A 12324-nucleotide genomic window follows, 5' to 3' on the forward strand; every position below is an offset into this window, starting at 1 on the left:
CGTTAGTCCATAAATGCTTGATCTGTGACGAGCGGATGCGTACCTTTGCCCGCTTTTCCAAAATGCACCCCCGGAGAGCGCCATGTCCGCCGATCTCGAGCATATCCGTCAAGTCATGCGTGAAGCTGACTGCCTGTACACCGAAGCCGAAGTCGAAGCGGCCATCGCCAAAGTCGGCGAGCAGATCTGCAAGGACCTGCACGACAAGAACCCGGTGGTTTTCTGCGTGATGAACGGCGGCCTGATCTTCTCCGGCAAGCTGCTGACCCACCTGCAGTTCCCACTGGAAGCCAGCTACCTGCACGCTACCCGCTACCGCAACCAGACCAGCGGCGGGGAGCTGTTCTGGAAGGCCAAGCCCGAAGTATCGTTCATCGACCGTGACGTACTGATCGTCGATGACATCCTCGACGAAGGCCACACCCTCAGCGCCATCATCGAGTTCTGCAAGCACGCCGGTGCGCGCTCGGTGCACACCGCGGTACTGATCGACAAGGACCATGACCGCAAGGCCAGCCCGGAACTCAAGGCCAACTACGTAGGCTTGCCCTGCGTCGACCGCTATATCTTCGGTTACGGCATGGACTACAAAGGCTACTGGCGCAACGCCAACGGCATTTTCGCCGTAAAGGGGCTGTGATCATGCGCCAGCCTGCGTTCATCGACCAATCGCTGTTCGCCGGGCTGGCCGCAAAGGCTGCAGCCAACCCGCGTGGGCGGCAACATCACAATTTCCATGAGATGGAAGAGCCTTGCCACCGCATGGCAGTCGGGCTGCAACCGAGCACCTATATCCCGCCGCATCGGCACCTGAGCGATGACAAAGCCGAAACGCTGGTCGTGCTCAAGGGTTGCCTGGGCCTGCTGCTCTTCAACGAGCAGGGGGCGGTGATCGACAAGCGAGTGCTGCAGGCGGGCGGCGACTGCCTGGGTGTGGACCTGGCGCCCGGCATTTACCATGGGCTTGTGGTGCTGGAGCCGGACAGCATCCTGTTCGAGTGCAAGGCCGGACCGTATCGGCCGGTGGGTGAAGGCGAACATGCGCACTGGGCGCCGCGCGAAGGAGAAGAGGGCGTGGACGAGTACCAGGCCTGGATGCGCGCGCAGTTCGATTGATGTCGGGCCGGCGCACTCAACTGTAGGAGCGGCCTTGTGTCGCGATCGGGCTGCGCAGCAGCCCCTCGATTGAAGCTTCGCCACCAACATGGCCGGGGCCGCTTTGCGGCCCATCGCGACACAAGGCCGCTCCTACAAGAGCCTGTGCAGGCCGTGCTAGAGTGCTCCTTCATTCAAGGAGCCTCACATGCGTGCGTTTCTTCCCCTCCTGCTGGCGGTCAGCCTGCCACTCGCCGCCGCACCGCTGCACAGCCAGTTCCTGCCACCTGACGACCAGTCCCTGCGCCAGGAAGCGCCGACCGGCCAGCAATTGTTGCAAGTGACCGACTACTCGGTGGTAGTGGGTACCCAACGCCAATCCGACCAGCAGCCGATCCCGATCACCTCGTCGTTGCAGGTGCGCCTCAAGGGCAAGCCGCTGAGCAAGGGCGCAACCATCGCCCAGGTACTGCTGACCTTTGACGGTGAAGCGGCCAAGAGCCTGAAGAAACCCGTATACGATGAGAAAACCCGCACCCTGAGCCTGAATTATCCGCTCAGCGACTACCGCGTGATCATGGACCTGCTGCGCAACGAGACGCTGTATGTGCAGTTCCTCACCTACGGCAACGGCCACGTCTGGGCCGACCTGCACACCGGTACCGTACGTACGCGTTGAGGCGCCCGGCCTGCGGGGGGTACACTGCCGGCCTTCGAAATTTCGTGATGGTCCAGTTGGAGTCGGCAATGCGTAAAGACAAGAAACAGGTAATCGGTGACGAGATCAGCGACGACTACATCAAGTCGTTCCTCCAGTTCGAGCCGGCCGATGGCGTGACCTCGCCGTCGCTGCACAAGCTGGTCAAGGCCTACCGCGGCCTGCGCATCGACGATTTCGAGCGTTTTGTCGGCTTCTTCGTCGAGGCTGGGCTGGACCTGGATGGCAAAGACGAGCACGGCCAGACCTTTGTCGAGCAGATTGCCGACCAGCGCAATGCGCCGGATTACATCGAGATCATCGCCAAGGCCCGTGGCTGATTTGTGAACCTGCTCCGGCCCTTTCGCGGGTAAACCCGCTCCCACAGGTACAGCACAGCCCTTAGCTGTGGTGCGGTCCTTGTGGGAGCGGGTTTACCCGCGAAAGGGCCGGAACAGGCTTACAAAGATCCAGGCACAAAAAAACGCCCCGAGGGGCGTTTTTTTCGTTACCGGCCGAATCAGGCGTAATGCTTGGCCGCCGGGCTGCTTTCCACCAGGTCCAGCGCCACGTCGTTGTCGGCACTGATCTTGTGGTACAGGGCAGCATCGGTCGCCAGGGTCTTCTCGCGAGCCGGGAAGATTTCCTTGAGCTTGGCAGCCCAGGCACCTTTGGCCTGCTCGGGGAAGCAGCGCTCGATCAGTTCCAGCATGATCGAAACGGTCACCGAAGCACCCGGCGATGCGCCGAGCAGTGCAGCCAGGCTGCCGTCCTGGGCCGAGACCAGCTCGGTACCGAACTGCAGCACGCCGCCTTTTTTCGGGTCTTTCTTGATGATCTGCACGCGCTGACCGGCTACTTCCAGGCGCCAGTCTTCGGCCTTGGCCTGCGGGTAGAAGCGACGCAGGGCTTCCAGGCGCTGCTCCATCGACTGCATCACTTCGCTGACCAGGTACTTGGTCAGGTCCATGTTGTCACGGGCCACGGCCAGCATCGGGCCGATGTTGCCCATGCGTACCGACAGCGGCAGGTCCATCAGCGAACCGTGTTTCAGGAACTTGGTGGTGAAGCCGGCATATGGGCCGAACAGCAGCGATTTCTTGCCATCGACCACGCGGGTATCCAGGTGCGGTACCGACATCGGCGGGGCGCCGACCGCGGCCTGGCTGTAGACCTTGGCCTGGTGCTGCTTGACGATTTCCGGGTTGTCGCAACGCAGCCACTGGCCGCTGACCGGGAAGCCGCCGAAGCCTTTGCTTTCCGGAATGCCCGACAGCTGCAGCAGCGGCAGGGCCGCGCCACCGGCGCCGAGGAAGACGAAGCGGGCGTCCACTTCACGGCTACCGCCGCTGTTGACGTCCTTGATGCTCACGGTCCAGCCCTTGCCGTTACGGCGCAGGCCAACAACTTTCTTGCTGTACTTGACCTGGGCGTCCTGCGAGTCGCCCAGCAGCTTCAGCAGCTTGTTGGTCAGGGCGCCGAAGTTGACGTCGGTGCCCTTGAGCACGCGGGTGGCGGCGATGTGCTGGTCGGCTGGGCGGCCTGGCATCATCAGCGGCATCCAGTCCTTCATCACGGCCTTGTCTTCGGTGTATTCCATGTCCGCAAAGGCATGGTGCTGCTTGAGCAGCTCATAGCGCTTCTTGAGGAAGGAAACACCCTTGTCACCCTCGACGTAGCTCAGGTGCGGGACAGGGTTGATGAAGGCACGTGCCGAGCCGAAGTTGCCCTTCTTGCTCAGGTAGGCCCAGAACTGGCGCGAAACCTCGAACTGGGTGTTGATGTGCACGGCCTTCTTGATGTCGATGCTGCCATCGGCGGCCTGGGGCGTGTAGTTAAGCTCGCACAGGCCGGCGTGGCCGGTGCCTGCGTTGTTCCAGGGGTTGGAGCTTTCCGCGGCTCCGGAGTCCATCGCCTCCACGACCTCAAGCTTCAGGGTCGGGTCGAGCTCCTTGAGCAGTACGGCCAGGGTGGCACTCATGATGCCTGCGCCTACCAGTACCACATCAACCGATTCGTTCTGCGCCATTTAACGCGTCTCCACAATCTACAGCTACCTAATTGACAGCATAGGACCTGGGTTCGCCAGGGTCGCCATGTCCGACTTTTCGCAGTTCTTGCAACTTCCGCGGACACCGCCAATCAGTCTTCGGGTTCGCGTATTGAACGCGGTTTGCCACGGGTGCGGCAATTCGACTTATGGTCAAGGTGTCGTGCGTGCGTTATGGAACGGCTCAGACACTCATACGGGATGAGCGCATTTGCCGCCTGTTCAGGGCTGTTCGGGACACATCTGCCGCTTTTGCACATGCCAGACTGTTCATTTGCTCGCCACACTCTTGTGAAGTTGTGAAAACCGTTTTTTCACGCTCTTTTGGAGACGTGAACCTCAAAAGGGGACTGCGCGATGGCAACCCGCAGGTTCATGCAGTGTGAAGGGCCGGAAAAGCAGGCACGACAGCCGATGCAAGACCTGAGTGGAAGGCTCTCTGTGGGCGAAGCATTGAAGTTGCCGGGGTCAATCGGCGAGTGCGGGGCCCGATCAGGAGACGTCCTTATAATCGGGGGGAGATTATAGCGATGTCGCGGGCAGAAATGTCGCCATTCGTGGTTTTTATTGCAGCGTTTGTCAGGCCGCGAGGATGCGCTGGTGCCAGCGGCGGCTTGCGCGGGCGCAAACCCGGGCACTGGCCGGCAGCTCGCGGCCCAGCCAGGCGAGCCGGATTTCGCCGATCTGCACCCAGCCGCTGCCGCTGGGCGCCTGGCTGCATTGCTTGAAGGCCAGGCATTTGCCGTCGGCATCGAGGCGGGCATAGGTGTTGTGGCGCGGGCGTTGGAACAGCAGGGTCCAGAGCGAGGCCATGGCAGCGAGTCCTATGCGTTAGGGCTTGGCGCAAGGATAAGGGCGCGGCGATGAAACGATTGTGACAAGCGGGCCGGACCGATGACTGGTCGATGCGTGGCTAGGTATACTGTGGGCCTTCGCCGCTTTTTCTGGAGTAACGCGCATGTTGCAACGTCTGTTGTTCGGTTTGATCGCCGTGGCCAGCCTCAGCCTGGTCGGTTGTGCCCACAGCCCGCAACAACTCAATCCGCAACCCACGCTCAAGGCCCAGCTCGCCCCGGTCGGCCATGGCCAGCCGGTAGTGGTCCGTGTGGTTGACGGCCGGGCCTCGCAGTCTCTGGGGACTCGCGGTGGCATGTACCCCGAGACCAGCACCATCAGCGTGAGTGGCAACGACATCGTGCCCAAGCTGCAGGCCCAGGCCGAAGCCGCCGTACGCCTGCTCGGCTTCACCCCGACGCCGAACGCCTACAACGCGCCGCAGTTGACCGTGACCCTGGCCGAGCTGAAGTACCAGTCGCCGAAAGACAACCTGTACGTGACCGAGGCTACCATCGGCGCCACCTTCCGTGCCGACGTGTCCAATGGCGGCCGCCGCTACAGTGGCCGTTACGGCGCTTCGCTGGACCAGCGTTTCGGCATGGCGCCGAACCAGGAAACCAACACCCAGCTGGTGGGCGATGTGCTGAGCGATGCCCTGACCCGCATGTTCAAGGACCCGACCATCGGTCAGGTGCTGGGGCAGTAAGCCTTCAGCTATAAAACAAAACCCGCTGCCTGTGTTCCAGGCAGCGGGTTTTTTGTTGTCTGTGCCCGCGAAGAGGCCGGCAAAATTTCATGCCATTCCAGATGAAATTTGATGACACTTTGTCGCCTGAGCCGGGCGTCCGGGCATGACTTGGGTAGAATGCCGGCCTTTGCCGTCGCTCATACCGAGGTTGCGTGATGTCCTTGCAAGTGCTCTGGGGGTTCCTGGCCGCCCACCCGACCAAGCTGATCAATTTGCTGGCGCTGCTGCTGACCTGCCCGGGCGGGTTGCTGCTGCACAGTGCGCGGCGGCGCGAGGCCGAAACCCGCGAATACATGGCGGTGGACGAGGGGGTGGTGGACGCGTTCGACCTGCGGGTGCCGCGGTATTTCTACATTCTCGGTTTTTCGTGCCTGGCGATGGCGTTGCTGCTGTCCTGGTTCAGTACCTGGATTTGAGATTTCAGGGCCGCTTTGCGGCCCATCGCGACACAAGGCCGCTCCTACAGGTATGTGCGATCCCCTGAGCGGCCTTGTGTCGCGATGGGCTGCAAAGCAGCCCTAGGATCGATCAGGCAACCGGTGCCTGCTGCCTGACCTGGTACTGGTTGCGCACCGGCGTCGCATACTGCAGCACAAGGTACGGCCGCTGCTCCTCAGGGCAGGCATCCAGGCGGCGTTGCCATTCCTCCTTGGCCCGGGCCAGCTCATCGGCCGGGAACACCTTCTCGGCGCTCGGCACCTGTAGCGCCTCATCCCTGCCATCCCACATCGCATAGGCCAGGTAGTGCACCGGGAACAGTCGGTAGCCACCGAGGATCTGCCGGTCGATTTCCGCTGCCAGCTGCTTGGTATCCTCGTGATACTCGGTCACCGGCGGGGCGAAGTTGATGTGCACCCGGCCTTTGTAGCCGGTAATGCCCTTGGCGATGCTGTTGTCGTCCTCGCCCGGCGCCTTCTTGTAGGTGCCGGTGGTGGCGCGGATGTACAGCTCGCGTGCCTTGGCCTGGTCGCACGGGTCATATTCGTAGCTGATCGAAACCGGTGTCAGGTTCAGGCTCTGGATCACCGCGCCGAACGGCTCGTCCTTGCGGCTCATGTGGAACATCTTGAGGATCGCCGAATCGGTGCGGTCGTCACCGTCCTTGGCCCGGCCTTCGGCCTGGGCGATCCAGATCGATGTGGCGTCGTTGCGGATCGAGTGGTTGATGTAGGCTGAGAGCAACTGGTAGGCCGCCAGCTTCTCGCGGCGCCCACTGATCGAGCGGTGCACGATGAAGCTCTTGTTCAGGCGCATCATGTCGCTGACAAACGGCTTTTGCAGCAGGTTGTCGCCAATGGCGATGCGCGGCGTGGGCAGGCCGGCGTGGTAAACCGCGTAGTTGACGAAGGCCGGGTCCATGACGATGTCACGGTGGTTGGCCAGAAACAGGTAGGCGGTGCCGGCCTTGAGCTGCTCCACGCCCGAATAGGTGACGCCGTCGGTGGCGCGGTCGATGGTCTGGTCGACGTAGTACTCGACTTTGTCCTGCAAGGTCGAGACACAGGTGACACCGGCGAATTCCTTGCGCAGGCGGCGGGCGATCAGCGGTTTGAGCAACCAGCCGAGAGCACCGGCCGCACGCGGGAAGCGGAAGTGGGTGAGGATATCGAGGAATGCCGGGTCGCTGAGCAGGCGTGCCAGAACGGCAGGGACCTCAGCGTCGTCGTACGGTCGGATGGCATCGAATTCGCCCATCATGCTCTCTTGTTGGAAACGGCTAGGGTAATAAGGTAAGGGCGGGCTCCGAAAAACGGCTCGGACACACACAGGCCCTGTAAACAGACCGGCAATTATACGCATAAGTCACCCCGGAGGCCGCGATGCTGCAAACTGCGATCTACGATTGCCCTTATTGTGGCGAAGAAGTCGAAACCACGGTGGACCTGTCCGGTGGCGATCAGGAGTACATCGAGGACTGTCAGGTATGTTGCAAGCCTATCCGCTTCGTGCTGCAAGTTCATGGCGAGGAGTGGATGCTGGATGTATTCGGTGAGAATGACTGATGCAGCGCATCTACGAACCGGAAAACCTGCTCGAGGCTGAAATGCTGGCGGGCATGCTCGCCAGCGAGGGGATCGATGCGCACCTGGTTGGTCGTGACCTGATCGGTGCTGCCGGTGAACTGCCGATGCAGGGCTTGCTTGGGCTTGCCGTGGCTGATGAACAGGCCGAGTACGCACGGCAGCTGATCGATGCGTACAATGATGCCCAGCCACTGGTTGGCGACGAACCGGAGAGTTTCCCCGGTACCTTGATCTGCTAGGTTCTGAATTCGCCCATGTGTGGACGTTACGCCCTGTTTCGCTGGCCCCAGGCTCTTGCCAGTCTGCCGGGCTTTCCCGTTGGCCAGCCAGCCCAATGGAACATCTCGCCCGGGGCTTCGGTGCTGATCCAGCGCCAGCTTGACGGCCAGTTGCAACTGGCCAAGGCGCGCTGGGGGCTGACCCCGGCCTGGCTCACCGACCTGTCCCGCACCCCCGCCCATGCCCGCGCCGAAACCCTGGCCGAGCAGCCGATGTTTCGCGACGCGTTTCGCCTGCGCCGCTGCCTGATGCCGGCCAACGGCTTTTACGAATGGCGCGGTAGCGTGCGCAAGCGCCCGTACTGGCTGACCCCGGGGGAGGGCGCATCGCTGTACTTCGCCGCCGTGTGGGAGGCCTACCCGGTGCAGGACCAGGTTTGGCTGAGTTGTGCGGTGGTGACCCAGGCGGCGATGAACCAGCGTCGGCCGTTGATACTGAACGAGGCGGGGCAGGCGGCCTGGCTTGACCCGGACACGCCGCTGGCCCGCCTGCATGAATTGCTGGCCAGCCCGCCGGCGACGTTGCGCGAGCGGGCCCTGGCGCATTTCGTCAATGATCCGAAGCTGGATGCGCCGGAGTGCTTGACCCCGGCCTGATGTATGGCTGTGCCGGCCTCTTCGCGGCTGAAGCCGCTCCTACAACGATCGCATTATCCCTGTAGGAGCGGGTTCACCCGCGAAGAGGCCGGCGCAGGAAAATAAATTCTTCCGTGCGGCTATGGCGGCCCACCGGCGAGTCGTCCTAGGATACGGCGCATGTAGAAAGGGAGTGTTTTCATGCGTAAGTCTTTTGTCGTCAGCCTGTTGAGTGCTGGCATCCTGCTGGCCGGCTGCCAGGCGGTTAATACCACCAGCGGCGGTGCTGTCGGCGTCGAGCGCCAGCAGTACATGTTCAGCATGCTTTCGACCGATGAAGTCAACCAGATGTACGCCCAGTCGTACCAGCAGACCCTGGGTGAGGCATCGAACAAAGGCGTGCTCGACAAGTCCAGCGCAGATGCCAAGCGTGTGCAGGTAATTGCCAACCGCCTGATCGCCCAGACCCCCAAGTTCCGACCGGATGCCGCGCAATGGAACTGGGAAGTGAACGTGATCAAGAGCGACGAGCTCAACGCCAACTGCGGCCCGGGCGGCAAGATCATCGTCTACACCGGCCTGATCGATCAGCTCAAGCTCACCGATGCGGAAATTGCTGCGGTGGTGGGCCACGAGATCGCCCACGCTTTGCGTGAGCACAGCCGCGAGGCGATGTCCAAGGCGTATGGCGTGGAAATGGCGCGCCAGGGCGCCGGTGCCCTCTTTGGCCTCGGCCAGGGCAGCATGGCCATGGCCGATACCGTGGTGAACTATGCCATGACCCTGCCCAACAGCCGGGCCAACGAGAACGAAGCCGACCTGATCGGCCTGGAGCTCTCGGCGCGTGCCGGTTACGACCCGAATGCCGCAATCACTCTGTGGAACAAGATGAGCCAGGTTTCCGAGGGCGCGCCGCCTGAGTTCATGAGCACTCACCCGGCGTCCCAGAGCCGCATTGCTTCGTTGCAGGCGGCCATTCCGAAGGTGATGCCGCTGTATCAGGCGGCCAAGAAGTAAGACCGTAAGGGGCCGCAGAGCGGCCCCCATCAGCAGTCAACCCACCCAGCCACTGGCTTTCATCGCCGAGTACACGGCCACGATCGCCAGCACGAAGAACGCCGTGGCCGCCAGGCGACGGATCAGCGTCAGCGGCAGTTTGTCCGCCGCGAAGTTACCCGCCAGTACCACTGGCACGTTGGCAATCAGCATGCCCAGGGTAGTACCGATAATGACCATGATCAGGTACGGATACTGTGCTGCCAGCATTACCGTGGCGACCTGGGTCTTGTCACCGATTTCAGCCAGGAAGAACGCGATCAGCGTGGTCAGGAACGGCCCGAAGCGGCGCGCCGGGTTCTCGTCGTCCTCCATCTTGTCCGGAACCAGGGTCCATAGGGCAGTGGCAGTGAAGCTCGCGGCCAGGATCCAGTGCAGTGCCGAGTCGCTGAAGAAGCTGCCGACCCACGCGCCCACGGCACCAGCCGCGGCATGGTTGGCCAAGGTGGCGGCGATGATGCCGGCGATGATCGGCCAGGGCTTGCGGAAGCGGGCAGCGAGTATGAGCGCGAGCAATTGCGTCTTGTCGCCGATTTCGGCGAGGGCAACGATGGCGGTGGGGACCAGCAAAGATTCCAGCATCAAGGATTCCTACGGGGGCGGGTCGACACGGCTATGACACGTACAGCCTCCCCGCCCCGGGTAAGGTGTGCGTGTCATAGGTCTTGTCAAACCCTGGATCCGTCTATGCGGATCTCGCCATGCAGGCTGGCATGGTGGGTCGCACGCGCCATGGTCTGTGGACCAAGTATGTTGACGCGTACCGGGCGAGCAGGGCGCTCGCGGGAGACTACTCCCCTAGGACGGTGCGGATTCTGCCTAGGCAAAACGCTTTCGGCAAGCGCTGTTTTTATCCGTGTGTTGCCTGGTAGATGCGGAAACCGTCCGCCTCGTCGCGTACCTGGCAGTTGCCCAGCGCCCCTTCGATCAGTGGCTGGTAGCGCAGGAAGCTGTTGGCAACCAGGCGCATTTCGCCACCTTTTCGCAGATGAACGGCTGATTTTTTCAACAAGTTTTCCGATGCCTGGTAGTTGGTGTGCACCCCGGTGTGGAACGGCGGGTTGCTCAGGATCAGGCTCAGCTCGGTCGGCGCCGCGTCGATGCCGTCGCCGCTGATCACTTCGCCCTCCAGACCATTGGCAGCCAAGGTCAGGCGGCTGGCGGCCACGGCGAAGGCATCCACGTCCAGCAGGGTCACCCGGTTCTGTGGATAACGGCGTTTGACCGTGGCGCCCAGCACCCCGGCACCGCAGCCGAAGTCCAGCACATGCCCGCTCGGCAGGCCATCGAGGTGCTTGAGCAGCAGGGCGGTACCGCGATCGAGGCGGCCATGGCTGAACACACCGGGCAGGCTGACCACTTGCAGAGGGCCGTCTTCCAGGCTGAGCTCAAAGCGTTCGGCCAGGCTTTCCAGGGGCTTGGCCTCTGGCGCGTGCTCGATGGTCACCTGCCACAGCTGGCAATGGCGGGCGCTGTCGAGCTTGCGCGGCTTGCCAAAGGCCTGCAGCTGCTTGGCCGCACCCTCGATGCCACCACGTTTCTCGCCGACCAGGTACAGCTCGCGGCCCGCCAGGCGCGAGGCCAGGGCGTTGAGCAGGTAGGCGGCCAGTTCGCGGGACTTGGGCAGGAACAGCACGGCGCTGTCGAAAGTCACTTCAGGGGGCTCCACTGCATAGTGGCTGCGGCCGGCGAAGCGGGTTTCGAGCATGGCCTGGTCGCCCGCATGCCAGCTCCAGGCTTGGGCCTGGGGCAACTGGCCAAGCAGGCCGTCGGCGGGGGCGCCGGCGAGCAGCAGCGGGCCCTGGAACAGCTCTGCCTGGCGGAGCAACACTTCACTGCGCGGGTCCATGGACGACGCCTCCTGGAAAAAAGTGGCGCAGTTTAGCAGAGGCGGGCGTCGGGCTCAGCTAACCACGCGGCGTGGCTGCCCGGCGAAGAAGGCCTGGGCGTTCTCGCTGAGCTGGCCGACGATACGCTGGCGCGACTCTACCGCGCCCCAGGCGCTGTGCGGGGTGATGATCAGGCGCGGGATGCCGGCTTCGAGCAGCGGGTTGCCGTTGACCGGCGGCTCCACACTCAGCACGTCGGTGGCGGCGCCACCCAGGTGGCCACTGCGCAGGGCGTCGGCCAGCGCTTGCTCGTCGATCAGGCCGCCGCGGGCGGTGTTGACCACCAGTGCGTTTGGCTTGAGCAAGGCCAGTTCGCGGGCCCCGAGCATGTGTCGGGTGTGCTCGTTCAGCGGGCAGTGCAGGGTCAGGGCGTCGACTTGCGGCAGCAACTCGTCCAGCGGCAACCGGTCGGCGCGTTCCGGGCGGCCGGGGATCTGCCCGCTGAGCACGCGCATGCCAAAGGCTTCGGCCAGTCGCGCCACCGCGCCGCCCAGTTCACCGTGGCCGAGCAGGCCAAGGGTCTTGCCCTCCAGCTCGACGATGGGGAAGTCCAGCAGGCAGAACTGGCTGGCCTTGGCCCACTGGCCGTCGGCTACCGCCTGGTTGTAGTCGCACAGGCGGGTGGCCAGTGCCAGTAGCAGGGCGAGGGTGTGCTGGGCGACGGACGGTGTGCCGTAGCCCTGGCAGTTGCACACGGTGATGCCCTGGGCGCGCGCGGCTGCCAGGTCGACGTTGTTGGTGCCGGTGGCGGCCACCAGGATCAGCTTCAGTTGCGGGTTGGCGGCCAGGGTCGCGGCGTCGAGCATGACCTTGTTGCTGACCACCGCTACCGCGCCCTGAAGGCGTTCGGCGACCTGCTCAGGACGGGTGGCGGCGAACAGTTCGAACTCGTCGAACTGCTGCTTCAGGGGCGAGAGGTCGAGATCGCCCAGGTCCAGGGACTGGTGATCGAGAAACACGGCGCGACGCGGGCTGGGCATGAAGTTCTCCGAGGCTGGGCGGGATTTCGGTGTCGCGGCCATTCGCGGGTAAACCCGCTCCCACAGGTACTGCACCAGCCTTTGCAATGGTGCA

General features: G+C 63.2%; 16 protein-coding genes and 1 riboswitch. Of the genes, 10 read left to right on the top strand and 6 right to left on the bottom strand.

What is annotated here, in order from left to right:
- The first annotated feature begins 82 nt into the window (after positions 1 to 82).
- From WM94_RS20470 to WM94_RS20485, 4 genes are all read left to right on the top strand, one after another.
- Complete coding sequence (locus WM94_RS20470) at positions 83 to 640, top strand: hypoxanthine-guanine phosphoribosyltransferase (protein WP_003256346.1); 558 nt, start codon at positions 83 to 85, stop codon at positions 638 to 640.
- 2 nt (positions 641 to 642) lie between these two features.
- A complete protein-coding gene (locus tag WM94_RS20475; protein ID WP_039613799.1) occupies positions 643 to 1116 on the top strand; it encodes a WbuC family cupin fold metalloprotein in 474 nt (157 codons plus the stop codon).
- Positions 1117 to 1303: 187 nt separating this feature from the next.
- The gene (locus WM94_RS20480; RefSeq protein ID WP_013970925.1) at positions 1304 to 1774 is read left to right on the top strand and encodes a hypothetical protein; all 471 of its coding nucleotides are present in this window, start codon (positions 1304 to 1306) and stop codon (positions 1772 to 1774) included.
- A 68-nt stretch (positions 1775 to 1842) separates the two neighbouring features.
- Entirely contained in the window at positions 1843 to 2133 is a 291-nt protein-coding gene (locus tag WM94_RS20485) for a PA4642 family protein (RefSeq protein WP_061551999.1), read from the top strand.
- Between the two features lie 179 nt (positions 2134 to 2312).
- On the opposite strand, the gene mqo is transcribed toward WM94_RS20485, so the two are convergent.
- Both mqo and WM94_RS20495 read right to left on the bottom strand, forming a co-directional pair.
- Positions 2313 to 3821, bottom strand: a complete 1509-nt coding sequence (gene mqo / locus WM94_RS20490) for a malate dehydrogenase (quinone) (RefSeq protein ID WP_013970927.1) — start codon at positions 3819 to 3821, stop codon at positions 2313 to 2315.
- 600 nt (positions 3822 to 4421) lie between these two features.
- Positions 4422 to 4655, bottom strand: a complete 234-nt coding sequence (locus tag WM94_RS20495) for a hypothetical protein (RefSeq protein WP_013970928.1) — start codon at positions 4653 to 4655, stop codon at positions 4422 to 4424.
- Positions 4656 to 4800: 145 nt separating this feature from the next.
- On the opposite strand from WM94_RS20495, the gene WM94_RS20500 reads away from it, so the two are divergent.
- Together WM94_RS20500 and WM94_RS20505 are read left to right on the top strand one after the other, a co-directional pair.
- Positions 4801 to 5385, top strand: a complete 585-nt coding sequence (locus WM94_RS20500; RefSeq protein ID WP_013970929.1) for a YajG family lipoprotein — start codon at positions 4801 to 4803, stop codon at positions 5383 to 5385.
- A 197-nt stretch (positions 5386 to 5582) separates the two neighbouring features.
- Positions 5583 to 5843 (top strand): hypothetical protein, encoded by a 261-nt coding sequence (locus tag WM94_RS20505; RefSeq protein ID WP_013970930.1) that lies wholly within the window; start codon positions 5583 to 5585, stop codon positions 5841 to 5843.
- A 112-nt stretch (positions 5844 to 5955) separates the two neighbouring features.
- On the opposite strand, the gene WM94_RS20510 is transcribed toward WM94_RS20505, so the two are convergent.
- Entirely contained in the window at positions 5956 to 7125 is a 1170-nt protein-coding gene (locus WM94_RS20510; protein WP_161795741.1) for a 1-acyl-sn-glycerol-3-phosphate acyltransferase, read from the bottom strand.
- Between the two features lie 122 nt (positions 7126 to 7247).
- Between WM94_RS20510 and WM94_RS20515 the strand changes: the two genes are divergently transcribed.
- The 4 genes from WM94_RS20515 to WM94_RS20530 all read left to right on the top strand — a co-directional run bounded on the left by WM94_RS20515 (position 7248) and on the right by WM94_RS20530 (position 9322).
- Entirely contained in the window at positions 7248 to 7430 is a 183-nt protein-coding gene (locus tag WM94_RS20515) for a CPXCG motif-containing cysteine-rich protein (protein ID WP_003260667.1), read from the top strand.
- Positions 7430 to 7690 (top strand): putative signal transducing protein, encoded by a 261-nt coding sequence (locus tag WM94_RS20520; protein ID WP_003260668.1) that lies wholly within the window; start codon positions 7430 to 7432, stop codon positions 7688 to 7690. Before WM94_RS20515 ends, WM94_RS20520 begins: the two co-directional genes overlap by 1 nt.
- Positions 7691 to 7705: 15 nt before the next feature.
- Positions 7706 to 8326 (top strand): SOS response-associated peptidase, encoded by a 621-nt coding sequence (locus WM94_RS20525; protein ID WP_061552000.1) that lies wholly within the window; start codon positions 7706 to 7708, stop codon positions 8324 to 8326.
- Positions 8327 to 8506: 180 nt separating this feature from the next.
- Positions 8507 to 9322 (top strand): M48 family metallopeptidase, encoded by an 816-nt coding sequence (locus tag WM94_RS20530; protein ID WP_061552001.1) that lies wholly within the window; start codon positions 8507 to 8509, stop codon positions 9320 to 9322.
- A 36-nt stretch (positions 9323 to 9358) separates the two neighbouring features.
- Here WM94_RS20530 and WM94_RS20535 read toward each other — a convergent pair whose 3' ends face one another.
- The 3 genes from WM94_RS20535 to WM94_RS20545 all read right to left on the bottom strand — a co-directional run bounded on the left by WM94_RS20535 (position 9359) and on the right by WM94_RS20545 (position 12230).
- Entirely contained in the window at positions 9359 to 9943 is a 585-nt protein-coding gene (locus WM94_RS20535) for a TMEM165/GDT1 family protein (RefSeq protein ID WP_039613802.1), read from the bottom strand.
- 89 nt (positions 9944 to 10032) lie between these two features.
- Positions 10033 to 10172, bottom strand: a riboswitch (yybP-ykoY riboswitch).
- A gap of 39 nt (positions 10173 to 10211) precedes the next feature.
- Positions 10212 to 11210 carry a class I SAM-dependent methyltransferase gene (locus WM94_RS20540; RefSeq protein WP_061552002.1) on the bottom strand — a complete coding sequence of 333 codons (999 nt, stop codon included), beginning with the start codon at positions 11208 to 11210 and terminating at the stop codon, positions 10212 to 10214.
- 54 nt (positions 11211 to 11264) lie between these two features.
- Complete coding sequence (locus WM94_RS20545; RefSeq protein WP_061552003.1) at positions 11265 to 12230, bottom strand: 2-hydroxyacid dehydrogenase; 966 nt, start codon at positions 12228 to 12230, stop codon at positions 11265 to 11267.
- Between the last annotated feature and the right edge of the window lie 94 nt (positions 12231 to 12324).

Origin of the sequence: Pseudomonas sp. ABFPK (assembly GCF_001586765.1) — a bacterium.
Classification (GTDB): domain Bacteria; phylum Pseudomonadota; class Gammaproteobacteria; order Pseudomonadales; family Pseudomonadaceae; genus Aquipseudomonas; species Aquipseudomonas asiatica.

What these genes read in the sequence shown, in the direction of transcription:
- WM94_RS20470 (WP_003256346.1), top strand. Translation starts at nt 83, where the DNA reads ATGTCCGCCGATCTCGAGCATATCCGTCAAGTCATGCGTGAAGCTGAC.
- WM94_RS20475 (WP_039613799.1), top strand. Translation starts at nt 643, where the DNA reads ATGCGCCAGCCTGCGTTCATCGACCAATCGCTGTTCGCCGGGCTGGCC.
- WM94_RS20480 (WP_013970925.1), top strand. Translation starts at nt 1,304, where the DNA reads ATGCGTGCGTTTCTTCCCCTCCTGCTGGCGGTCAGCCTGCCACTCGCC.
- WM94_RS20485 (WP_061551999.1), top strand. Translation starts at nt 1,843, where the DNA reads ATGCGTAAAGACAAGAAACAGGTAATCGGTGACGAGATCAGCGACGAC.
- mqo (WP_013970927.1), bottom strand. Translation starts at nt 3,821, where the DNA reads ATGGCGCAGAACGAATCGGTTGATGTGGTACTGGTAGGCGCAGGCATC.
- WM94_RS20495 (WP_013970928.1), bottom strand. Translation starts at nt 4,655, where the DNA reads ATGGCCTCGCTCTGGACCCTGCTGTTCCAACGCCCGCGCCACAACACC.
- WM94_RS20500 (WP_013970929.1), top strand. Translation starts at nt 4,801, where the DNA reads ATGTTGCAACGTCTGTTGTTCGGTTTGATCGCCGTGGCCAGCCTCAGC.
- WM94_RS20505 (WP_013970930.1), top strand. Translation starts at nt 5,583, where the DNA reads ATGTCCTTGCAAGTGCTCTGGGGGTTCCTGGCCGCCCACCCGACCAAG.
- WM94_RS20510 (WP_161795741.1), bottom strand. Translation starts at nt 7,125, where the DNA reads ATGATGGGCGAATTCGATGCCATCCGACCGTACGACGACGCTGAGGTC.
- WM94_RS20515 (WP_003260667.1), top strand. Translation starts at nt 7,248, where the DNA reads ATGCTGCAAACTGCGATCTACGATTGCCCTTATTGTGGCGAAGAAGTC.
- WM94_RS20520 (WP_003260668.1), top strand. Translation starts at nt 7,430, where the DNA reads ATGCAGCGCATCTACGAACCGGAAAACCTGCTCGAGGCTGAAATGCTG.
- WM94_RS20525 (WP_061552000.1), top strand. Translation starts at nt 7,706, where the DNA reads ATGTGTGGACGTTACGCCCTGTTTCGCTGGCCCCAGGCTCTTGCCAGT.
- WM94_RS20530 (WP_061552001.1), top strand. Translation starts at nt 8,507, where the DNA reads ATGCGTAAGTCTTTTGTCGTCAGCCTGTTGAGTGCTGGCATCCTGCTG.
- WM94_RS20535 (WP_039613802.1), bottom strand. Translation starts at nt 9,943, where the DNA reads ATGCTGGAATCTTTGCTGGTCCCCACCGCCATCGTTGCCCTCGCCGAA.
- WM94_RS20540 (WP_061552002.1), bottom strand. Translation starts at nt 11,210, where the DNA reads ATGGACCCGCGCAGTGAAGTGTTGCTCCGCCAGGCAGAGCTGTTCCAG.
- WM94_RS20545 (WP_061552003.1), bottom strand. Translation starts at nt 12,230, where the DNA reads ATGCCCAGCCCGCGTCGCGCCGTGTTTCTCGATCACCAGTCCCTGGAC.